We start from the raw sequence: 20,252 nt of genomic DNA on the forward strand, positions 1-20,252 counted from the left end.
TTGTCCTCAGCCCACGACCGGAATCACTACGCTGCCGCGCAACGGGAAGTCGATGGTCAGGTCTTCGCCATACCCGAACATCGAGAAGACACGGCCGAATATGGGCCGATAGTCATACTCCACTGCCACGCGAATATGCCTGGGAGAGGGAACGCTGACGGTGACTTGCTCAATGGTGAAACCGGCCAGTAGCGGCGTTCCGGCACCCAGGGTGTTGCCGTACACCACCAGGTGTCGCGCCTCGTCCACCGTGGCGGCGTCGAGCACCACCACGCCCGTGGTGCCATAGGTGGCGCGCGCCGACAGGTAACGGGCCCCATCCTGCTGCTGCTTGTTGATCACGTTGTGTATATTCAGCATATGGCCGAATTCGGCGGAGGCCATCGCCAGCAACAGCAGCAGAGGCAGGACAATGGTGGTTTCCACCATGGCCAGCCCGCGCTGGCAGCGTGCGGTAACCGGTCGTTCCGTTTTCATTTTTTCACCTCACCCTCCGAAAATCAGGAGTCGTTACTGTCCGGGTTCTTGTAAAGAATGATTCGTGTGGGTCCCTGCGCGGTTGAATCCATGGTGAAGTTCCCGAAGGCATCGCAGCTTTCGAGAAATTCTATAAAAACCTGGGCCTCGTTCCCCTTTTGAACCATTGGTTGCAACAAAAAGACACAGCCGAAGCCGAAGGTGTCAACTTCGTGCTTACCTGAGATGTTTTCGGTGCAGTCGCCAATGGGCGCGGTGAGAACGCGCCGGTGATACTGCCCCGAGGTGGGGTCGTAACTGGCCCCCTCCATTTCGTATTTCTGGCTGTAATAGCCTTCATAGCTGTAATCGGTCGGGTAAGCGGCGGCCAAGTCCGAAGCGTCCACTACCACCGAGCCGCTACTGTCGAGAATCTGGCCGTCTTCACTATAGGTGAGGCCCGGTTCGGGGTGATCGATCACGTAGTCCGCCTTGTACAACTCGGGGTCCAGGGGGCCCGATGCCTCCCCGAAGCGCAGATTGAGTCCCTGTACCGCCGGCCCCACTTTATTGCCAGTTTCCGTCGGGGTTGGCTCACTGGTGGACAGGCACTGATCGTAGCCCCCCGCCAGTGCCACCCGCAGGTCGGCCCCGCCCGTACTATCGGACAGGCTGATCAGTTGGAAATTGCCTGGTCCCAGCGCCGATCCGTCGCCTGCGCCGGTTTTCAGCACGTGCAGGTGGTTGGTGTTGTAGCCGTAAAAGAGGCCTGTTTCAGGGTCACTTTCGTCAGTGCCGCACAGCATCATCGGCACCACATTGCACACCTCGTTGTTGAGCGCCGGGCTGGGTCCGGACACCGCCGAGGCGCCCACATTCTTGTTGGTGAGTCCCAGCGCCCCCATGAAAAACGGTTGCAATGGCACGCCCGTTACGGTGACCCGCACAAAAGCCGGCTCTACGCCGCCCGGCACGAAAGGAAAAAGGGTGTCGGAAAACTCCACACCGAAAGTCATCTCATCCAGCCCGCGGGCCAGTTCATCGTTGCCGCTCGACCCGGTGAACTGCGTATAGGTATCCAGCGCCGCCACCTCCGCCGAGACCGTATCACCGGTGGTGTCGAGCACTTTGGCCGCGCTCAGGGCGGCACCATCCACCGCATTCTGCAATCGGGTTTTGTTGAGAAACAGGTGACCGCCGTCCAGCGCCAGCGCCGCCATACCGAATAGCGCCAGCAGGCTGACCACCGCCATTATGATGATGGCGCCCTTTTGCTTGCCGGGTTGTGAGGTCAACATGAGCGGATCCTCCTGCCTCTGATCCGGTCAACTCAGTTGCCGGCGTTGATGGTGATTTCGGTCGCCACACTGTCCTCCTCGCCGGAGGCGGCTTCCCGGTAGCTGTCCAGCACCCGCGAGGTCACTTCGCCATCCCCCGGTGGCACCCGGGTCGAGGGCCGGTAGGCCTGGCGCTCGTGCAGTCTGTTTACCGAGTCGCCGAAGTCGGGGGAGCTGTGGGGGTTGATCGCGCAGCCCCCGCTCGCCAGTAGCCCTGCGACAAGCCCGATTGAGATACGGCAACGGATGGTTTTCATGGTGGTGCTCCTGTCACTGGCCGGTAAGTGGCTGGGTTAGTTGGGTTACTGGCCCAGGGAGTGACCGAATCGGCCCTCGGTACCGCCGTTGGATGTCGGTAGCTCTCCGCTCTCCTCCGGGCTTTCTTTCTTCGGGGTCTCACGGCTGAATGTCGACCGCTCCCGGCTTTCATCCAGGTTCTCCTGGCTTGCTTGGCTGGCTTGGCTGGGTATTGGCCGTTCCCGGCTTTCCTCCGGAGCCGCGCTGCGGGGTGCCGGCAACGCTTGTAGGTCGCTCCGGTTGCCGCCGGAGGTTTCCGTGCGGGCGGAGCGGGGGCGGTGGATGCTGGAGCCGCCGGTACGGCCCAGAAGATAGAATTCCCAGGCGGCGGGTTCCACGTAACGGTCGGTGGGCAAGCGTAGGGCGGCGTGGCGTTCTTCGACGGGCTGTGCCAGTTGGGGCGTGACGGTGATCACCAGTTCGGTTTCACCCTGCTCGAATTCCTGGCTGCGGAACAGGTGCCCGAGTATGGGGATATCGCCCAGTCCGGGAAACTTTGTCGCCGTGTCGCGGGTGTCCTCGCTGATCAGACCGGCGATGCCAATGGTCTGACCATCGCCCAGCTCCACGGTCGAGTAGGCACTGCGGGTGGACAGGGCCGGCACAAAGAACTGGCTTGAGGTGTCCTCGCTCTGCAGCACAATGGCATTGGCGGAGAGCAGGTCGCTGACCGAGACATTGATGCGCAGGTTGATGCGGCCCGAATCCAGTACCACCGGCAGGAACTTCAGACCGATGCCGAATTCCTTGAATTCCACCGTGATGCCCCGGTCGCCCTGAGGCACCGGAATGGGAAGCTCGCCCCCCGACAGAAAGCGGGCCTCCTGGCCGGAAAGGGTGGTGAGGGTGGGTTCGGCGAGTATCTTGGCGGAGCCGGTTTCCTTGGAGGCTTCCAGCGTGGCGTTGAACAGGAAGGTTTCGTTGAGGAAGCTGGCGAACAGGCCGGTATTGTCGATCAGCGGCGTCACCGGATTTACCTCAAAGAAGGACACGCCGTTGTCCCGCTGTATGCCCGGTACCGAGGCGCCACCGTTGACGCCACCGGTAATCCACTCGCTGTCGCCGGTGTCCAGGGCGTTGAACTTGATTCCGAGCCGGCGCATCATCGTGCGCGACACTTCTGCCACGGTCACTTTGAGCATGACCTGCTGGCTGCCGCCGACGCCCATCAGGTTGATGACATTGTCGTCGCCGTTGGTAAAACTCTGTGCGAGCCGGAGGGCGGTATCCAGCCGCGCTGCGCTGCTCACTTCTCCCGCCAACACCAGGGATCGCTGCGACGTGTAAACCTGGATACGTTCACTCGGCATCAACTGGTGCAGTTTGGACTTGAGGCTGTTGAGATCGTGTACCACCTCAATGTCGATCGCTCCCAACAGGTTGTCACTGTTGTCCCACAGCATCACGTTGGTGCTGCCGAGGGTTTTTCCCTGGATGTAAATCTGGCTGGAACGCAGCATGAGTATGTCGGCGATGTCCGCATTGCCCACGGAAACCCGCCGCACCGGTCGCTGCAGCTGCAGGGTTCGCGTTTTGTACAGTGGGACCTCGATGCTTTGCTCGTTCGCGATGAGTCTGGCCGAGGGGGCTCCTTCTTCGATGGGGATTACGGATTGCGCGCTCGCGCCGACGCCGTAAAGAAAAAACAGCAGGCACAGCGGCAACAGAAAGTTAGCGGAATTTCTACCGTCTGTGCGTGCGAGTCTTTTGCGGGACCTTCCGTCAAACCCTGGGAAACTGTTCATGCCTGGCTCCTTTTGCCTTTTTTGCTTTTTGCCCGGTGACGAATGTCTCGCCGGTCGTCAGTGCTTGACCCGTGTGGTTTTTTCGTCCACGCCGCGAATCACCGTGACGAAACCGGTGGTGGGGCGCCGCGGCCGATGAACGACCACGGCCGGCTCGGGTTCCTCTTTCTGTTCCGGCTCTTCCGGCTCCCGGTTATCCAGAGGATTGCGCAACGCCAATTGAATGCGTCCCTCCTCGGTGGCCTTCACCAGGGTTTCGCCCTCGGCCGGGGTCACTTCCAGGGTGACCGCGCGCACCACCACCGGTCGGCCATCTTTTTCGCTGCCGGCGGTTTGATCCACCGCCAGCACCCGAATGCGATTCAGCACCGTTTCGGTTTCGGCCTCGCCGCGCCCTTTGCTTTTGGCGGAGACGATATCCACGTGGTTGCCCGGCAGCAGGAATCCGGCCACGCCGATCACGTCATTGACGCGCACGGTCATGGCACGCTTGTTTTCGGCAATCATGGCAGCGAGAGTGCTACCATGCAGATGCTGCACCATTCGCTCCTCCCGCAGGATGTCGCCCTCAAGAATTTCCTCCCGGGCGACTTTGCCCTCCACCGCGGCCACCTCCGAGAAGGTGTTTGAGGGGATGGCCGCGGTGGGCAGTGTCACCAGGCTGAGGTGGCGGCTCTCGATCTTCTGCCCGTAGGGAATCCTGACCGCAGCGATCACCACCGGCCGCTCGCGGTCGCTGCCGGCGGTTGCCCCGCCCGCGCGCATCTGCAACCAGTTGTTGGCGGTCCAGGCCGCGCCCAGTGCGAGGACCAGCGACATCAGCAGCAGGACCACCGTTCTTTTTTTCCCCATCTCACACCTCCTGTTTGGAAATCTCGCTCGTTACTACGGATTCAATCGTTGTCGTCCTCCTCCAGGCGCACAAAATAGTTGTCCCAGGCCCACTGGAGGCTGGCTTCGTTCATGGCCAGCGCCTCCTCCACAAACACGCTGCGGTTGTGAGCGATATTCAGTAAACTGCGAGGCAGGCAGGGCAGCATCGCGATGCCGCGTCCCCGGTGCAGTTCGTCCACCAGGTAGCGGAAGGTGTCCGGCTCGAATGGCACATCCAGGCGGTCGCACTCCTGGCGCCAGAGGGCCTCGTATTCGTCCCGGGTGCAGGGCGCGAACCGGATCTTGTATCCGATGCGCCGCAGGAAGGCTTCGTCCGCCAGCTCCAGCGGATTGACGTTGGAGGAGAAGACCAGCACCAGGTCGAAGGGCACCTTGAAGTGGAGACCGGAATCGAGCGACAGGTAGTCGCACTGCTCCTCCATGGGCACGATCCAGCGGTTGAAAATTTCCACGGGGCTGGCCTGTTGGCGGCCCATGTCGTCGATGATGAACATGCCGTTATTGGCCTTCAGCTGCAGGGGCGCCTGGTATTGGTGACTGCCGGCATCATGACGCACGTTGAACAGATCGAGCGTCAACTCCCCGCCGCCAATTACCAGGGGCCGGCGGCAGAGACGGAAGCGGGCATCGTGGCTCTGCCGCGACAGCAGGCTCGGCCGGTCGGGGGCCTCGCGGTCCTCGTCCAGCGCCCGATGCACCACCGGGTCGAACAGCTGCACCACGCTGTCGCCCACCGCCAGGGAGCAGGGGATCAGGCAGGTGTCGTCGAACAGCGGCATCAGCCGCTGGGTGATGTAGGTTTTACCGGTGCCGGGCAGGCCGTAAACGAAAATCGCGCGGCCCGAGTTGAGCGCGGTGCCGAGCTGGTCGAGCAGCGCCGGGTCGATCACGGTGCCACTAAAATGCGTGTGGATGGCCTCGCGGGTGATCCCCACCTCATGGACCGACTGGGCGGCGCTGATGCGCTGGTAATCCTCGAGGGGCACGGGGGCCACGCCGGTGTAACCGGAACGCTGCAGCGCGTCACGGGCCGACAGGGTGCCCTTTTCGGTGAGGGAAAAGCGCAGCCCCTGCTCGCCCTTGAGGGGGCGCAGTTCCACCCTGGCCTCCTGGCGCAGGAACTGGAGCAATTGCTCCACCAGGGCATTGGGCAGGCCCAAGCGGCACACCAGTTCGCGCGCCGACAATACGCCGGCTTCATAGAGGTGTTTGCAGGTCAGATCGGCGAGAAAGTGCAGGCCGAGACCGGTAGCCTCCAGGGTCTGCGGCACGGGCGCCAGCTCCGGGCTCAGAGATTCGCGGCCGTTGGCAAGATCCGTCTCCGAGGTCGACTCGTCGGGAAAGAACCCGGGCTCGATGCGCTCGGATAACAGGGGCGGGAGATTGGCCTCGTCGGTGAGGTTCATGACCAGACTCCATTCAGCAGAGTGCGCAGGTGATCAAATTGCAACAGCGAGAGGTGCGCCAGGGTCAGGGAGGTGCCGGCGGCAATCGCCAGGGCGTAAGGAAAACGGTGCAGGGCGACTTCATTCGGCTCCGGCGGCTGGTAGAGCCACTGGCCGGTCAGCAGCAGCGTTTTGAGGGTCAGCCAGGTGCGTTGCAGATAGGCCCCCAGACCGCCTTTGCACAGCAGGTAGCCAAGGGCGGCGAGGCTACCCATCGCCAGGGTCAGCCCGACGGCCAGGAGGCTGTTCAGGGGGCCGAGAAAGGCGCCCACGGCGGCCATCAGTTTGACATCGCCAGCGCTCATCAGGCGCAGCCCGTGCACTTTCACAATATAAAACGGCAGCAGGATCAGACCGCCCAGCAGTACACCGCCAAGACTGGCGGCCATTCCCTGCCAGCCAAGAAACCAGGTGTGCAGGCCCAGCCCACCCATTATGGCCGCCAGCACCAGCCGGTTGGGAATCCGGTGGCGGCGCACATCGGTCCAGCAGGCCGCGAGCAGGACGGCCAACAGCAGCAGGGTCGAAAAGTCATGGGTATGCCAGGCGAGCATGGGTTATTCTCCCAAGCGAGCGGGAAACCGTGGTTCCCCGCTCGTTTTTGGTGGTGGATATCATACGGTGGGGGTGCCTCCAATATCCGTGGTCAAACCATCAATGACGTCTTTTACCGCTACCCCCAGATCGGTAAACGCTACAACTACGACCGCGCTGATCAGGGCCCCTGCGACGGCATATTCGACGATGGTCAGACCTTCTTCGTCGTCAAGAAAGGTATTCACTGCTTGCATTACTTTAGTCATGACTATTCTCCATTAATCGTTAACGATTCAGAAACTGAGGCCGATCGCGAACGAGTCCACGGATCGGCCCGGGCGACAAGGCGGCAGGTGTCTGCGAAATGCCCCATGTCGCTTTTGACGATAGTCGATCAAAGCGGAATGCTGGTAGGACGATCTTGCGGTGGGGGCGGAGTATTTTGCGGGGGCTGTCGACCCGGCTCGTCGTTCAGCGAGCAGGGAAAGCCGGAGAAACTTTGACAGAGTTCACACTGGCTGCTACGTTTTATAAGTGGATTGAGGTGCCATTCAAGACTCTTGCCGTATTGGATTGCTCCAGTTCCCCGGGGCCAACTCTGGCGACGGGTCAACTCTGGCTAAGGAGTGGGTTCAGACCGATGGAGAAGTTCGCGTTACTTTGGGTGGATTTGACGCAGGAGGTAAATGACGGATCTGCGGTGGCGAGGTTTGAGCAACGATTCGCCATCAAATGGCTTTCCGGCGACGGCTTTGACGGCAACAGTGTCCGTCAGGGACAGACCCATGCGTTGGTACTGGAATACGATTATCCCGACCGGGCGAGTCTCAATGTCCTGCGGCTGACCAAGCACAGTTTTCCTTCCCTGCCCCTCATCATGCTGACCGAACAGCACTCCGAGGAGCTGGCCGTGTGGGCGTTTCATGCCCGGGTATGGGATTACATGGTAAAGCCGGTCCAGTCCAGTCAGATCGCAAGCCTGCACACCGAGCTGAGCCAGCTGCAACAGATGCAACGGCGTGATCGGGGCCGGTCCAGCGTGGTCCAGCGCGACGACCGACTCCCCGTGGAGGTCCGGGTAGGCGCCCTGGTGGACGACGCCCGCCTGTTGCAGCGGGTGGAGGCCCATATCAGTGACCACCTCGCCGACCGGATCAGCCTCGAGGAAATGGCGGGCCTGTGCGGCATGACCCCTTACCGTTTCAGCCGCTTCTTCAAAAAGAGCTACGGCCAGACGTTCCAGGAATACCTCTTGTGCCAGCGGGTGGAAAAGGCCGCGCAGCTGTTGCACAACCGCTCGGCCCTGGTGGTGGATGTGGCCTACATGACCGGATTCCGGGATCCTTCGTATTTCGCCCGTATCTTCAAGCGCTACAAAGGCGTGTGCCCCGTTGATTTTCGCCAGCAGCTGGGCCAATCTGATCTCTCTGTCCCATCCGGATCACCGCTTTTTCTCGAACCGTGAAGACGTGAGCTGACGGCCACTGACTCACATCTACGACTGCGCGTGGGTATTCTCAGGTATATCCCGAATCACCCGACAGGGATTGCCTGCTGCAAACACATCCGCCGGAATATCTTTTGTAACCACACTCCCCGCCCCGATCACGCTCCGGTCACCGATGGTGACGCCCGGGCAGATGATCGCACCGCCGCCGACCCAGACGTCTTCGCCGATGGTGATGGGAAATCCCAGCTCCAGACCACTGGCTCGTTCTTCGGCGCTCATGGGGTGGGTGGCGGTGTAAATCTGCACGGCGGGGCCAAAGAGAGTGCGGGCCCCAATGTGCACTTGGGCTACATCCAGGACGACGCAGTTGAAGTTGAAGAAGACCTTTTCGCCGAGGGTGATGTTGCTGCCGTAGTCGCAGTAGAAGGGCGGTTGCATCCAGACGCTCTGGCCGCCCCGGGGGATGAGGTCTCTGAGCAGTTGGCGGCGTTTTTTGACTTCGTTGTCGCGGCTGGCGTTAAGGCTTTCGGTCAGCAGGCGCGCCTTGCGACGCGCTGCGGCCAGTTCTGAATCCATGGGGTCGTACAGCTCGCCGTCGAGCATTTTTTCCCGTTCGCTTTTATCGACGGCGGTCATGGTTCAGGAGGCCTTGGCGATAAAGAAGGGGTTCAGTACCGAGTCGCTCTGGTTGTAGCGCAGGGGCTCGCCGGTCTCGGCGTGGTTGAGCTGGCCGCCGGCTCCGAGCAGTACCGCGTGTGCGGCGCCGGTGTCCCATTCGCAGGTGGGCCCCAGGCGCGGGTAGAGGTCGGCTTCGCCCTCGGCGACCAGGCAGATTTTGAGCGAGCTGCCCACGCTTTTGATGTCCGGCTGTTCGAAGTCGGCGACAAACTCCTTGAAGGCTTCGCTCTGGTGGGAGCGGCTGCCCATGATGCGCCAACCGGTTTTTCCGGTAGGAGGCGTCTGGACCCGGATCGGGTGACTCTCGCCGGACTCGAGTTCCTTCCAGGCACCTTCGGTGGCGGTGCCGCCGTGATAGGTGCTGCCCAGCGCCGGCGCGTGCACCACGCCCCAGACCGGCTCGCCCCGATCGATCAGGGCAATATTGACGGTAAACTCGCCGTTTTTCTTCACAAATTCCTTGGTGCCGTCGAGCGGATCCACCAGCCAGTAGCGGGTCCACTGGCGGCGTGCTTCCCAGGGGGCGTTTTCGCTCTCTTCTGAGAGGATGGGAATATCCGGCGTCAATGATTCCAGCGCCCGGGTAATCGTGCGGTGGGCGGCCATATCGGCCTCGGTCAGCGGGCTGTTGTCGTCCTTGGTGTGCACGTCAAAGTCCTGGGCGTAGATGCCCATGATGGCGGCACCGGCGTCTTTGGCGGCCTGGACGATCTGGGCGTAGGGAATATCGGACATGGTGTCAGTCTCGCAAAAAAGGCCGAGTATAACGGATTCCATTGTGGCTTTGGGGCCGCGCTCGCCGGGGGATTTTGCTAGAATGCCGGTCGACACATTTCTCAGGCGGGCTGTTTGACCCATGAACGAGTACCAACGGCAGGCATATCTCAACGCGCTGGGCGTGGACTATTACGTCCCTCGCTGGCGTCTGCCTCTGGCACCCGAACCGGTGGCCTGCGAATTGCCGGTGCTGGTCTCGCCGGAAAACGACCCGTCGGCCCGGGCGGAAGGCGGAGTAGCCGGGCCCGAGAGTCATCAGAGCCAGGCTCAACCCCACACCGGGCCCGAGGCGCTGCGACGCGAGCCCGCGTCGGCGAGTGTGGACGAGGTGCTCAAGGGTATGTCCGGTCGCGCTTCGGCGAAGGAACGGGCAACGGTGGAGCGGGCGGCCGCGCAAGTGGCCGAACAGACCGAACCGCCGCGCGAAAAGCTCGAGCCTTTCACCCTCAGTATCTGGCGGTCACCGCTGCCGGTGCTGGTGCTTGATGCCCGGGTGCCCAGAGCCGCCATGCCCACGGATCGGCTCCTGCGCAATATCCTCCAGGCGCTGCAGCCCCACGAGGCGGGCGGCGTGCGCGAGGAGGTGCTGGCCTGGCCCTCGGTGCACAATCCGGCGGTGCACCTGCGCGTCGAGGACGCCCAGGCCGAGCTGCACACCTGGCTGGAAATTGAGCTGGCCCAGCGCCCGGTGCGCCAGCTGCTGCTCATGGGCGAAAAAGCGGCCCGCTTTTATCTGCCGGAGGGCACCGACTATCGCGAGTCGCTCTGGCAGAACATCCAACTGGAACCCTTCAATCAGCCGGCGCTGATTGCGCCCAGCCTGTTGGAGCTGCTGCGCGAACCGCTCCTGAAGCGCGACCTGTGGCGGGCGCTGCAGCCCCTGCTGCCCCTTGAATCCACGGCTGATCAATAGCCCTGTCCAAAGAAACGCCCATGAAAGGCTACCCCTTGCCCCTCGAACAGACCACCCACACCGGCCTGAAACTGTCCTTTCGGGAGCTCGAAAGGGCGGACGTGGCGCCGGTCATGGCGCTGGAGCAGCAAGTCCAGAGTCACCCCTGGCGCGCCTCCAGCTACGATGACTGCCTAGACGGACGGCACCACTGCTGGTTGGCCGAGCATCAGGGACAGCTGGTGGGCTTTGTGGTGGTGGCCTGGGCCGGCGGAGATGGTGAGCTGCTCAACATTGCGGTGGCCCCCCAATGGCAGCGCCAGGGCGTGGGCCGCGCGCTGCTGACTCTGGCGCGGGAGCGGGTCCGCCCCTTCTCCAGCATGCTGTTTCTGGAGGTGCGGGTGTCCAACCGCCAGGCCATCGAGTTCTACGAGCGGGAGCAATTTTCCGAGGTGGGGCTACGGCCCAACTACTATCCGGCGGGCAAAGGGCGGGAGGATGCCCTGATACTCGCCTACCAGTTTTAATTCGGGCCTTTTTGGGGATTCATGTCGCGACACCTGACCGCAACGCTAACCGAAGGCCCCGTGGCGGCGCAGCTGCGGGCCCTGGCCGTGCCCATGGTATGGGGGCTGCTCGCCACCATGTCGTTCAACGTGGTGGACACCTTCTACGTGGCCCAGCTGGGCAACCAGCCGCTGGCGGCCATGACCTTCACCTTTCCGGTGGTGCTGGTGATCACCAGCCTGGGCATCGGCCTCGGCGCCGGGACTTCTTCGGCGATTTCCCGGGCAATCGGCGAGGGCGATTCGGCCACCGCGCGCCGCTTGGCCACCGACGCCATCAGCCTGACCCTGCTGATCTCGGGCAGTATGTGTGTGCTGGGCTGGTTGACCATCGAGCCCATGTTCCGGTTTCTGGGCGCCACGCCCGACCTGATCCCCCTGATTCGCGACTACATGGCCATCTGGTACATCAGTGCCCCCTGCCTGCTGGTGCCCATGGTGTGCCTCTCGGCGCTGCGGGCACTGGGGTTGAGCCGAATCCAGGGGTATCTGATGAGTGCCGCCGCCATTTTCAACGCCGCGCTGGACCCGATTCTGATCTTCGGTCTGCTCGGCTTTCCCGCCCTGGAACTGCAGGGCGCGGCGCTGGCCACCCTGATCACGCGCATTCTCACGCTGCTGGTGGCCTTCTATATCCTGGCTTTCCGGGTGAAGCTGATCACCTACCCGGTGGTGGGCTGGACCGCCCTGAAGGCCTCCTGGAAGACCATTTTTCACGTGGGCCTGCCCGCCATGGTCACCAACGTGATCGTGCCCCTGGCCAGCGCCGTGATCACCATGATGGTGGCCAGCTACGGCGCCGATGCCGTTGCCGGGTTGGGCGTGGCCATGCGCCTGGAGCCGCTGATGCTGATCGTGTTCTACGCCCTCTCGGGAGTGGTCGGGCCCTTCTTCGGCCAGAACCTCGGCGCCGGACAGTACCACCGTATGGGCGAAGCGCTGCGCGTACTGACGCTGTTCTGTCTGGGGTTTGGCCTGCTGATCGCGCTTTTTCTCTGGCTCTTCGGTAGCCATCTGGCCGGCCTGTTCAGCGAGCACAAGGAGGTCCTCAGAGTGGCCGGTTTCTATCTGGCCGTGGTGCCGTTCAGCTACGGGGCCTACGGCATCGTGATGTCGGTCAACGCCGCCTTCAACGGCCTGGGCAAGCCGCTCCCCGCCGTGATCCTCTCGGCCGGCCGGGTTGGCTATGTGTTTCTGCCCCTGGCCTTTCTGGGCCAGTGGCTCTGGGGCCTGGAGGGCATTTTCATCGCCACGGCCCTGGCCAACCTCAGCATGGGCGCCTGGGCCTGGTTCTGGCTCCATCGGCAGGTTTTGGATGTACGGGCTGACTCTTCGGGGAGCGAGCTGAGCTACTGATATCTACAGAGTACTGAGGTCTGGTTAGAGGCAAGGCTTTCCAAGACCGTGAGCCGTGGGACTAGCGCTCTCGAGTTTACAGGGACGTACTTGCAACGTGTCTTGGAAAGCCTTGCCTCTAATCAGACCGGACGTGACGCATCACAGGGCTCGAAGCCACTTTTACCGCTCACCCGGGCTTTTACGTTATCATGCGCGCTTTTGCGCGAAGGCGAGAACGACTATGTCCACTGGCAGCTTTGCCGATAAAATCCGGCGCAGACGCACGTTTGCGATCATCTCCCACCCGGATGCGGGTAAAACCACCATCACCGAAAAGCTGCTGCTGTTCGGGAGCGCCATCCAGCAGGCGGGGTCGGTCAAGGGCAAGCGTGGGCCGCACGCCAAATCCGACTGGATGACCATGGAGCAGGAGCGGGGCATCTCCGTCACCTCCTCGGTCATGCAGTTTCCCTACCGGGAGCGGATCGTCAACCTCCTGGACACCCCCGGGCACGAAGACTTCTCCGAGGACACCTACCGCACCCTGACCGCCGTGGACTCCGTGCTGATGGTGCTCGATGGGGCCAAGGGCGTGGAAGGGCGCACCATCAAACTGATGGACGTCTGCCGCTTGCGCGATACCCCCATCTTCTCGTTCATCAACAAACTGGACCGGGAATCCCGGGACCCGGTGGACCTGCTGGACGAGATCGAATCGGTGCTGAAAATCACCGCCTCGCCCATCAACTGGCCCCTGGGCATGGGCATCGACTTCAAGGGTGTGTACAACCTGTACAACGACACCATCCACGTCTACGAGCGGGGGCAGGGCAACACCATCCCCAAAGACACCCAGATCCAGGGGCTGGACAGTGACGAGGCCACCGAGCTGCTGGGCGATGATGCCGAGGCCATCCGCGAGGAGATCGAGTTTGTGCGCGGCGCCACCAATGCCTTTGACGCCGACGAGTATCTGGCCGGGCGCATGACGCCTGTGTTTTTCGGCACGGCGCTGGGCAATTTCGGTGTGCGCGAGATGCTCAACGATTTTGTCGAATGGTCTCCCAAGCCCCAGCCGCGTCTGGCCCACGAGCGCGAAGTGAAGCCGGACGAAGAGAAGCTCTCCGGCTTTGTGTTCAAAATCCAGGCGAACATGGACCCGAAACACCGGGACCGGATCGCCTTCATGCGTATCTGCTCCGGCACCTACCGCCAGGGCATGAAGATGCGCCATGTGCGCCTGGGCAAGGATGTGAAGATTGCCGATGCGGTGACTTTCATGGCTGGCGATCGCAGCGCGGTGGACGAAGCGCTGGCGGGGGACATCATCGGCTTGCACAACCACGGCACGATCCAGATTGGCGATACCTTTACCGAGGGCGAGCCACTGAAATTTACCGGTATTCCGCACTTTGCGCCCGAGCTGTTCCGGCGCATCCGTATGAAAGACCCGCTCAAGACCAAACAGCTGCAGAAGGGTCTGCAGCAGCTGTCCGAGGAGGGTTCGACCCAGGTGTTCTTCCCGATCAACAGCAACGATATCGTGGTGGGCGCCGTCGGGGTGCTGCAGTTCGAAGTGGTGGCCTATCGTCTGAAGGATGAGTATAAAGTCGAGGCCATCTACGAGCCGGTCAACGTGGCCACCGCGCGCTGGGCGGAGTGCGACGATCCGAAAAAGCTGGAGGAGTTCAAGCGCAAGTGTGCCGATAACCTGGCGATTGATGGCGGCGGTTATCTGACCTATCTGGCGCCCACCCGCGTGAACCTTTCACTGACTGAAGAACGCTATCCTGAAGTGGAGTTGCGCGCGACGCGCGAGCACTGATGCAAAAAAACGGCCCCCTGACGCCAGTCAGGGGGCCGTATGGCCTGATCGGGTAGAACCACCAATCAGTCGGGCAGAACCCTTCAATCGGGCAGCACGAAGGTGAAGGGCACTGAGAACTCGTAAACGTCGCCCTGAATCACGTCCGGCACGTCCGGGAAGGGAGCCGCCGCCTTGATGGCCCGCTCGGCTTCACGGTTGAGGAGGGAGTGGTCGGACTCTTCCAGTATCTCCAGGCTCTGTACCTCACCGTTGCGTTCGATCACCACCGCTACCCGAATCTCACCTTCCTGATTGCGTTGCAGCGCCCGGCGGGGATAGCTGGTGTTCTGCAGCACGCTGCGCATCAAGTCAGAGAAGTAAACCTGCTGGGCACGCAACGATTCGGCGGTCAGCATCGGCTCATTGTCTTCTTCATCGTCCTCTTCCTCGGCCACAGCGGGCTCGGGTTCAGGCTCCGGTTCTGGTTCAGGCTCCGGTTGGGGCTCGGGTTCCGGCTCAGGCTCCGCTTCCTGTTCGTCGAGAGAAGCGTTGGGCATGTCCAGAGCCGTAACCAACGGCGTAGTGGTGTCCAGAGAGGGACGCGCGGCGGTCTGGGATGACTCCTCGGCGGCCTCTGGCTCGGGCTCCGGCTCTTCCGGCTCGCCCCAGCCCTCAATGGTGGCAATGCGCTGGTCCGACGGCTCCACCGCCTGGTAACGGCGGCGCAGATCGTCATCAATGTCATTGGGCTGTAGCAGGTTGCGGCGGAAAGTGGATGACAGGGGCACATTGCCCACCCAGGCGCGCAGCAAGATGTTGAAGAAAGCCTGGTCTTCGATGGTTCCGAGATTCACCCCGTTGAGATCGACATCGACGCCGTCACCCGGGTTGAGGGTAATGCTCATGATGTCATTGGGACGCAACCGGCCGCGTACCATGTTGGAAAACAGCACCATGTTGTCGGCCTGGGTGTTCAGGACGCTGCCGCTGTTGTTGATCGCGACCCCTTCAATCCACATGCGGCTGAAACGACGGGCGGCGATGCCGTCCTCGGCGATGACACGTAACTCCATGCGCTTGGACCCATCGATATCGAGTACTTCCTGAGCGCTGTCGCTGGTCCGTTCGAGATAGAGTGCCCCGATAAACTGCTCGCTACCCAGCTCCTGGTGTGACGCCAGGCCATTGAGACGGGAGGTTGCCTGCGCGGACAGTGCGATCGAGCACAGCAGCAGCGCAATGAAAGTGGACGGCACCGAGGATTTAAACATATGTCTGATCCCAAAATTCTTCATTATTATGTGCGGGCCCGGTCATGCTCTTCACGAGGACCGCACTCTAATCATCTGTTGACGGCATGATACAACAAATAGTTCGGGGTATGGGCTGAATGAGCCGATTCGGAATGGGTAGTTATGCCACAGCCGGACTTAATTCTCAAGATGCCAATCGTTGAGTTGTCACTGATCAAAGGTTAAGGCTATGATGCCTCGAAAGAAGCTCTGGTTTGGTCGCCGGCCGTTGAGTGCAGTCCTTATAACCTATAATACGAAAAGCGTGAGATTATCGTCGTTATGGAAATTAAACCGCTGAATCGATTTCCCCGAGACACGGTAGAGCGCTGGCTTTTGACCATACCTTTCTACAAAGTCGTGAAACAGCAGGATAACTGGCAGTTCGAGCTGTTACTCGAACATGCGCATATCGCGCACTACGCACCGGGCGAGTTGGTTTTACAGCGCGGTCAGCGGGATCAGTGGCTTTACTTTCTGCTGCGCGGGCAGCTCGATGTGTACCCGGATGAAAACGCCGATGGCGAGCCGATCAATCAGATTACTCCCGGCGAAGTGTTCGGCGACTTGGCCATGCTGATTGGCCGTGAGCGCACGGCCACACTCAAAGCCGCCGAGCGCTGTCGCGAAGTGGTGGTGCTGGCCTCGGATTTTTCCGGCTTCTCCGACCTGGAGAGTACCCGTCCCATTACGTTGGCGACCAAGCTGGCCTATTACCGCAATACCGTTCACAGCCTGCGCTGGAAGCTGGAAGTCTATCGCTCACAGCACCCGGAGCACAGTTTTGCCAACCGCCACCGCCAGGTCAAACTGTACACGGGCCCCAAAGAAACACGCGAAGAATTGTCGGCCCTGCACGCCCAGGCGCAATCGCTGGCCCGGTTGCTGCTGGAGTGGAATGGTGAGTTTGGTGGCGGCCAGTAGTCTGAAACGGACGTCGATCGGCGTCAAATTTGCTATGATGCGCGCAATGTTGCCCGTTCTCTGTAAGGCGGGCCAATTGCCAACCCGTGTGTTGCCGACCATTTAGTGTACTGCCATGACCTTCGACGACTTAAAGTTACTGCCCGGTTACCCCCTGCAGGTCCAGGTGCAGACCAGCACCGGTATTTCCGAACGCTATACCTGCCGCTTTGTAGGGGCTTTGCCGGGCCGGGCGCTGCTGCTGTCTGTTCCCCGTGCGAACGGGCGCCTGCTGCGTTTGCGTCCGGGTCAGAAAGTTGTCGCGCGCATGATGGTGGCCAACGGCGTCGGAGTGTTCACCTGTGCGGTGGAACATCAGGCGCAGGAGCCTTACCCGCTGTTGCATCTCGAGTATCCCGAGGAGGTGGGTTTCAAGGGCATCCGCCAGGCGACCCGGGTGGAGGTGAATCTGCCGGTGATGGTGTTGAATCGCACCGCCCTGGAGGCGGCCGATGTGGCGGGCACCTTTGCGGATATCAGCATTTCCGGCGCCCGCCTCGAAGTGGAGCAGGTGCTGGGGGAGATCGGCGACAAGATTCTGGTCACCGCCCGGGTCGAAGTGGCGGGGATCGCCCGCGATCTGCAGATTGACGCGGTCCTGCGCTCGCGGGTTGAACGCAGCACCCAGGAGCATGAACAGAAAGTCCCGGTCGTCTACGGGGTGGAGTTCACCGACCCCGACGAAGAACGCCGCCTGCTGTTAGCGGCCTATGTCTACTCACGTATTGCCGATGATCAACTTCCCTCCGCCTGAATCGCGCTGCGCGCTCAAGTCCCTGGCTCTGGTCGGGCTCCTCTGGTTTGGGGCTCATGCCCAGGCGGTGGAGCTCGAGCAGCTCTGGCTTCCCAAGTCCTACCTGCGCCACCTGCCGCAACTTTATGATGCCGCCCGTCTGGTGGAAGACTCTCCGCGCTGCGCCGAATTGTTGGAGGGTACCAGTCACCTGGACCGAAGCACACTGGATCATCCGGTTTTCCGCTTTACCTGTCGCAACTCAGAGGGGCAGAGTTACAGCCTGCTCGTGGATGGCCCGAGCCTGGAGAAAATCGATGAAACCCGGCCCTCCGGTCGGGTCTCGTTTGAACAGTTGCGCGAAGAGTACCGCGAGGAGCAGGCACGCGAGCGCGAGCGGGAACTCAAACGCCAGGAATTGGCGGAGCTGCAGTCGGCCTCCGATGAAGCGGAGCGGGTTCGACAGCAGTGGTTGGCCTGGTGGCAGGATGAGTTCCAGCGGCGCGAAGACCTTTGGACCCAGTGCGTCAATCGCTTGCAGGATCGTGTGGGTGACATGCAATCACTGGAGTGGTTGACCGAGACCATGCCCGAGCCCGATTTGGCGCAGGAGCCTGAGCTGGGAAGCCATCCGGCATTGACCTTTGTGGTCGATTTCAATGCGCAGAGTTACTACGGTGAGGACCTGTACTACCGGGCTTATTGCCGCCAGAGCGATGACGATACGCTGGAGTTGGACATAAAAGCGAGGCGTTGAGGGTAGAAGGGGGAGGAGTGAGACGGGACCCGGCGGGTCCCGCCTCGAGGGCGCTGTTACGCCGTGGTCTTGCTGGCGGGACGACCGCGCTTGGCGCTGGCTTTTTTCGCCGTGCGTTTTTTGGCGGTGGCTTTCTTCGCTGTCGCCTTCTTGGCGGTCGCTTTCTTTGCCGTGGTTTTCTTGGCAGTCGCTTTCTTGGTTGTTGCTTTTTTGGCGGTGGTTTTCTTGGCCGTTGCTTTCTTCTTGCGCGTGGTGGAGGTTTTGGCGTTGGCCTTTTTGGCCGCCGCTTTGGTCCGCGCGGCTACCTTCTTGGCCTTTGCCTTGGCTTTGGCCGCCGCTTTTTTGGCCGCAGCGCGAGCGCGAGCCGCTTCTTTACGCGCTTTGACCTTGGCTTTGGCGGCCGCTTTTTTCGCGGCTGCTTTGGCCTTGGCCGCTTCTTTGCGAGCCGCCGCCTGCTGAACCTTGGCCATGGCCGCTTCGGCTTTGGCGGTGGCTTTGGCGTGTTCGGCGGCCAGCTTGTTCGAGGCTTTGATTTCAGTCAGCTTTTGCTTGGCATCCGCTTGAGCGGCCTTGGCTCCGGATTCGGCGGCGCGCGCAACGTTCAGAGCGGCCTTGGCGGCTTCAGCCTGCTTGGCAGCGGCTGGCGTTTTCTTTTTACGCGCGGCGGCCAGTTTGGTGCGGGCGCTTTTGACCTTGGCCGACGCCTTGGCGACTTCTTTATTCGCCGCTGTTACCACTTTTTGAGCGTTGGCTTCTTCTTGAGCGCGAGCTTTGATCAACTGGGTTTTTACCTGGGCCAACTGTTGTTCCAGTTGTGCCACCGGATCGGCGACCTGTTTTTTACGTGCAGCCATGGTGTGCTTCCTTTTTTGTTTTGAAACGAAGTTCAAACGGGTTTTTAAAGTTTATGAAATCACGAACAGCTATAACTTAAAACTTTGCCATAAAAATTCAAGTTATTTGTGCCAAAATCCCGTAAAAAAGGCGAGTTTTCGGCTTTTTATGGGTTTCTGAAGGCGGTTGAGCCGAGCGTGGGGCTTTGTCCCCGGAAAAGTCTGTAGAAAGAACGTTTATGGCAAACACTGCAATAAAAGCCGTTTCTGTATATAATCACAGTATCCGCCGTTCCCGGAGTCTGTTGCGTGCGCAAGATCATTCACTGTGATGCCGACTGTTTTTTTGCTGCGATCGAAATGCGCGATGACCCCGGTTTGCGCAATCGACCCATGGCGGTGGGCGGCTCGGCCGATCGACGCGGTGTGATTTCCACCTGCAATTACGAGGCGCGCCGGTACGGTGTGCGTTCGGCCATGGCCTCGGCCTATGCCAAGCGCCTGTGTCCGGACCTGATCATTGTGCCCGGCCGGATGGAAGCCTATCGGGAGGCGTCGCTCGCCATGCGCCATATTTTTTACGACTACTCCGAGCTGGTGGAACCTTTATCCCTGGATGAAGCCTACATAGAGGTCACCGGCACCGAGTTCTGCCAGGGCAGTGCCACCCGTATCGCCGAGGCGATACGCACGCGAGTGCGCGACGAGCTCGGGATTACCGTTTCGGCGGGCGTGGCGGCCAACAAGTTTCTGGCCAAAGTGGCGAGCGACTGGCGCAAGCCCGATGGGCTGTTTGTGGTGCCGCCCGCCGCGTCAGAGGAGTTTGTCCGGCATTTGCCGGTGACCAAGGTGCCAGGCGTGGGGCGGGCCACGGCCACACGCCTGTCCCAGATGGGTGTCGTGCGTTGCGGCGACCTGCTCCAGTTTGACGTGTTCGAGCTCAGTGAGCGCTTTGGCGCTTTCGGGCAGCGGCTGCATCAGCTCAGTCGCGGGCAGGATGACCGGCCGGTGAGCGTCAGTCGCCGGCGCAAGTCCCTGAGCGTGGAGCACACCTACGCGCGGGATCTGCCGGACGTGGAGGGCTGTCTCGGACAGTTGCCGGCGCTGCTGCAGTCGCTGGTGCGGCGCCTGCGCCGCCTGGAAGATGACTATCAGGTGGTCAAGGCGTTTGTGAAGCTCAAATTCGACGACTTCAGCAGCACCACACTGGAGCGCACCGGCAGCCAGGTACGCCTGGAGGACTACAGCGAACTGTGCCGGGAGGCCTTTGAGCGCGGTGACCGGCCCGTGCGCCTGTTGGGCCTGGGGGTGCGATTTGTGGATTTGCGCGAGGATCGGGCCTTCTATCAGTTGGATTTGTTCGCCTGAGCTGAGAGAATGGCCCCTAAAGCGCCGGATTGGCCCGATTCTCAAGGGGCCCGGGTGCCAAACCCGGGCCACTGCGAGTAGAATGTA

General features: G+C 61.4%; 21 protein-coding genes. 9 read left to right on the forward strand and 12 right to left on the reverse strand.

Annotated elements, in window-relative coordinates:
* Positions 1-6: 6 nt before the first annotated feature.
* Genes AAE484_RS00385 through AAE484_RS00420 form a run of 8 tightly spaced genes read right to left on the reverse strand, consistent with a single transcriptional unit; the run spans position 7 to position 6,977 of the window.
* Positions 7-477 carry a TadE/TadG family type IV pilus assembly protein gene (locus AAE484_RS00385; protein WP_341936328.1) on the reverse strand — a complete coding sequence of 157 codons (471 nt, stop codon included), beginning with the start codon at positions 475-477 and terminating at the stop codon, positions 7-9.
* Positions 478-500: 23 nt separating this feature from the next.
* Positions 501-1,754, reverse strand: coding sequence for a TadE/TadG family type IV pilus assembly protein (locus AAE484_RS00390; RefSeq protein WP_341936330.1), 1,254 nt, complete (start codon positions 1,752-1,754; stop codon positions 501-503).
* Between the two features lie 32 nt (positions 1,755-1,786).
* Positions 1,787-2,050, reverse strand: coding sequence for a hypothetical protein (locus tag AAE484_RS00395; protein ID WP_341936331.1), 264 nt, complete (start codon positions 2,048-2,050; stop codon positions 1,787-1,789).
* A 45-nt stretch (positions 2,051-2,095) separates the two neighbouring features.
* The gene (locus AAE484_RS00400; protein WP_341936332.1) at positions 2,096-3,835 is read right to left on the reverse strand and encodes a type II and III secretion system protein family protein; all 1,740 of its coding nucleotides are present in this window, start codon (positions 3,833-3,835) and stop codon (positions 2,096-2,098) included.
* 57 nt (positions 3,836-3,892) lie between these two features.
* On the reverse strand, positions 3,893-4,687 hold the full coding sequence (cpaB, locus tag AAE484_RS00405; RefSeq protein WP_341936333.1) for a Flp pilus assembly protein CpaB: 795 nt from the start codon (positions 4,685-4,687) through the stop codon (positions 3,893-3,895).
* Between the two features lie 41 nt (positions 4,688-4,728).
* Positions 4,729-6,135 (reverse strand): hypothetical protein, encoded by a 1,407-nt coding sequence (locus AAE484_RS00410; protein ID WP_341936334.1) that lies wholly within the window; start codon positions 6,133-6,135, stop codon positions 4,729-4,731.
* A complete protein-coding gene (locus AAE484_RS00415; RefSeq protein ID WP_341936335.1) occupies positions 6,132-6,728 on the reverse strand; it encodes an A24 family peptidase in 597 nt (198 codons plus the stop codon). Before AAE484_RS00415 ends, AAE484_RS00410 begins: the two co-directional genes overlap by 4 nt.
* Positions 6,729-6,788: 60 nt before the next feature.
* Positions 6,789-6,977 carry a Flp family type IVb pilin gene (locus tag AAE484_RS00420; RefSeq protein WP_341936336.1) on the reverse strand — a complete coding sequence of 63 codons (189 nt, stop codon included), beginning with the start codon at positions 6,975-6,977 and terminating at the stop codon, positions 6,789-6,791.
* Between the two features lie 434 nt (positions 6,978-7,411).
* Here AAE484_RS00420 and AAE484_RS00425 point away from each other — a divergent pair, with 434 nt between their 5' ends.
* Entirely contained in the window at positions 7,412-8,176 is a 765-nt protein-coding gene (locus tag AAE484_RS00425; RefSeq protein ID WP_341936337.1) for a response regulator transcription factor, read from the forward strand.
* A 30-nt stretch (positions 8,177-8,206) separates the two neighbouring features.
* On the opposite strand, the gene AAE484_RS00430 is transcribed toward AAE484_RS00425, so the two are convergent.
* Positions 8,207-8,797: a sugar O-acetyltransferase gene (locus AAE484_RS00430; protein ID WP_341936338.1), complete on the reverse strand. Its 591-nt coding sequence runs from the start codon at positions 8,795-8,797 to the stop codon at positions 8,207-8,209.
* A gap of 3 nt (positions 8,798-8,800) precedes the next feature.
* Positions 8,801-9,574, reverse strand: coding sequence for a 3'(2'),5'-bisphosphate nucleotidase CysQ (gene cysQ / locus AAE484_RS00435; protein ID WP_341936339.1), 774 nt, complete (start codon positions 9,572-9,574; stop codon positions 8,801-8,803).
* A gap of 121 nt (positions 9,575-9,695) precedes the next feature.
* Here cysQ and AAE484_RS00440 point away from each other — a divergent pair, with 121 nt between their 5' ends.
* The 4 genes from AAE484_RS00440 (at position 9,696) to AAE484_RS00455 (ending at position 14,237) form a co-directional block, all read left to right on the forward strand.
* Entirely contained in the window at positions 9,696-10,529 is an 834-nt protein-coding gene (locus AAE484_RS00440) for a hypothetical protein (RefSeq protein WP_341936340.1), read from the forward strand.
* A 20-nt stretch (positions 10,530-10,549) separates the two neighbouring features.
* Positions 10,550-11,035, forward strand: a complete 486-nt coding sequence (rimI, locus tag AAE484_RS00445) for a ribosomal protein S18-alanine N-acetyltransferase (protein WP_341936341.1) — start codon at positions 10,550-10,552, stop codon at positions 11,033-11,035.
* A 21-nt stretch (positions 11,036-11,056) separates the two neighbouring features.
* Positions 11,057-12,430, forward strand: a complete 1,374-nt coding sequence (locus AAE484_RS00450) for an MATE family efflux transporter (RefSeq protein ID WP_341936342.1) — start codon at positions 11,057-11,059, stop codon at positions 12,428-12,430.
* 223 nt (positions 12,431-12,653) lie between these two features.
* A complete protein-coding gene (locus AAE484_RS00455) occupies positions 12,654-14,237 on the forward strand; it encodes a peptide chain release factor 3 (protein WP_341936343.1) in 1,584 nt (527 codons plus the stop codon).
* 83 nt (positions 14,238-14,320) lie between these two features.
* On the opposite strand, the gene AAE484_RS00460 is transcribed toward AAE484_RS00455, so the two are convergent.
* A complete protein-coding gene (locus AAE484_RS00460) occupies positions 14,321-15,490 on the reverse strand; it encodes a TonB family protein (RefSeq protein ID WP_341936344.1) in 1,170 nt (389 codons plus the stop codon).
* Positions 15,491-15,793: 303 nt separating this feature from the next.
* On the opposite strand from AAE484_RS00460, the gene AAE484_RS00465 reads away from it, so the two are divergent.
* The 3 genes from AAE484_RS00465 (at position 15,794) to AAE484_RS00475 (ending at position 17,964) form a co-directional block, all read left to right on the forward strand.
* Positions 15,794-16,435 (forward strand): cyclic nucleotide-binding domain-containing protein, encoded by a 642-nt coding sequence (locus AAE484_RS00465; RefSeq protein ID WP_341936345.1) that lies wholly within the window; start codon positions 15,794-15,796, stop codon positions 16,433-16,435.
* A 115-nt stretch (positions 16,436-16,550) separates the two neighbouring features.
* Positions 16,551-17,228: a flagellar brake protein gene (locus AAE484_RS00470; RefSeq protein WP_341936346.1), complete on the forward strand. Its 678-nt coding sequence runs from the start codon at positions 16,551-16,553 to the stop codon at positions 17,226-17,228.
* On the forward strand, positions 17,185-17,964 hold the full coding sequence (locus tag AAE484_RS00475) for a hypothetical protein (protein WP_341936347.1): 780 nt from the start codon (positions 17,185-17,187) through the stop codon (positions 17,962-17,964). Before AAE484_RS00470 ends, AAE484_RS00475 begins: the two co-directional genes overlap by 44 nt.
* Positions 17,965-18,020: 56 nt before the next feature.
* Here AAE484_RS00475 and AAE484_RS00480 read toward each other — a convergent pair whose 3' ends face one another.
* Complete coding sequence (locus AAE484_RS00480) at positions 18,021-18,818, reverse strand: hypothetical protein (RefSeq protein WP_341936348.1); 798 nt, start codon at positions 18,816-18,818, stop codon at positions 18,021-18,023.
* 288 nt (positions 18,819-19,106) lie between these two features.
* Here AAE484_RS00480 and dinB point away from each other — a divergent pair, with 288 nt between their 5' ends.
* Complete coding sequence (gene dinB, locus AAE484_RS00485; RefSeq protein ID WP_341936349.1) at positions 19,107-20,165, forward strand: DNA polymerase IV; 1,059 nt, start codon at positions 19,107-19,109, stop codon at positions 20,163-20,165.
* Positions 20,166-20,252 lie beyond the last annotated feature (87 nt).

Source organism: Marinimicrobium sp. C2-29 (assembly GCF_038419845.1).
GTDB lineage: Bacteria > Pseudomonadota > Gammaproteobacteria > Pseudomonadales > Cellvibrionaceae > Marinimicrobium.

What these genes read in the sequence shown, in the direction of transcription:
- AAE484_RS00385 (WP_341936328.1), bottom strand. Translation starts at nt 477, where the DNA reads ATGAAAACGGAACGACCGGTTACCGCACGCTGCCAGCGCGGGCTGGCC.
- AAE484_RS00390 (WP_341936330.1), bottom strand. Translation starts at nt 1,754, where the DNA reads ATGTTGACCTCACAACCCGGCAAGCAAAAGGGCGCCATCATCATAATG.
- AAE484_RS00395 (WP_341936331.1), bottom strand. Translation starts at nt 2,050, where the DNA reads ATGAAAACCATCCGTTGCCGTATCTCAATCGGGCTTGTCGCAGGGCTA.
- AAE484_RS00400 (WP_341936332.1), bottom strand. Translation starts at nt 3,835, where the DNA reads ATGAACAGTTTCCCAGGGTTTGACGGAAGGTCCCGCAAAAGACTCGCA.
- cpaB (WP_341936333.1), bottom strand. Translation starts at nt 4,687, where the DNA reads ATGGGGAAAAAAAGAACGGTGGTCCTGCTGCTGATGTCGCTGGTCCTC.
- AAE484_RS00410 (WP_341936334.1), bottom strand. Translation starts at nt 6,135, where the DNA reads ATGAACCTCACCGACGAGGCCAATCTCCCGCCCCTGTTATCCGAGCGC.
- AAE484_RS00415 (WP_341936335.1), bottom strand. Translation starts at nt 6,728, where the DNA reads ATGCTCGCCTGGCATACCCATGACTTTTCGACCCTGCTGCTGTTGGCC.
- AAE484_RS00420 (WP_341936336.1), bottom strand. Translation starts at nt 6,977, where the DNA reads ATGACTAAAGTAATGCAAGCAGTGAATACCTTTCTTGACGACGAAGAA.
- AAE484_RS00430 (WP_341936338.1), bottom strand. Translation starts at nt 8,797, where the DNA reads ATGACCGCCGTCGATAAAAGCGAACGGGAAAAAATGCTCGACGGCGAG.
- cysQ (WP_341936339.1), bottom strand. Translation starts at nt 9,574, where the DNA reads ATGTCCGATATTCCCTACGCCCAGATCGTCCAGGCCGCCAAAGACGCC.
- AAE484_RS00440 (WP_341936340.1), top strand. Translation starts at nt 9,696, where the DNA reads ATGAACGAGTACCAACGGCAGGCATATCTCAACGCGCTGGGCGTGGAC.
- rimI (WP_341936341.1), top strand. Translation starts at nt 10,550, where the DNA reads ATGAAAGGCTACCCCTTGCCCCTCGAACAGACCACCCACACCGGCCTG.
- AAE484_RS00450 (WP_341936342.1), top strand. Translation starts at nt 11,057, where the DNA reads ATGTCGCGACACCTGACCGCAACGCTAACCGAAGGCCCCGTGGCGGCG.
- AAE484_RS00455 (WP_341936343.1), top strand. Translation starts at nt 12,654, where the DNA reads ATGTCCACTGGCAGCTTTGCCGATAAAATCCGGCGCAGACGCACGTTT.
- AAE484_RS00460 (WP_341936344.1), bottom strand. Translation starts at nt 15,490, where the DNA reads ATGTTTAAATCCTCGGTGCCGTCCACTTTCATTGCGCTGCTGCTGTGC.
- AAE484_RS00465 (WP_341936345.1), top strand. Translation starts at nt 15,794, where the DNA reads ATGGAAATTAAACCGCTGAATCGATTTCCCCGAGACACGGTAGAGCGC.
- AAE484_RS00470 (WP_341936346.1), top strand. Translation starts at nt 16,551, where the DNA reads ATGACCTTCGACGACTTAAAGTTACTGCCCGGTTACCCCCTGCAGGTC.
- AAE484_RS00475 (WP_341936347.1), top strand. Translation starts at nt 17,185, where the DNA reads ATGTCTACTCACGTATTGCCGATGATCAACTTCCCTCCGCCTGAATCG.
- AAE484_RS00480 (WP_341936348.1), bottom strand. Translation starts at nt 18,818, where the DNA reads ATGGCTGCACGTAAAAAACAGGTCGCCGATCCGGTGGCACAACTGGAA.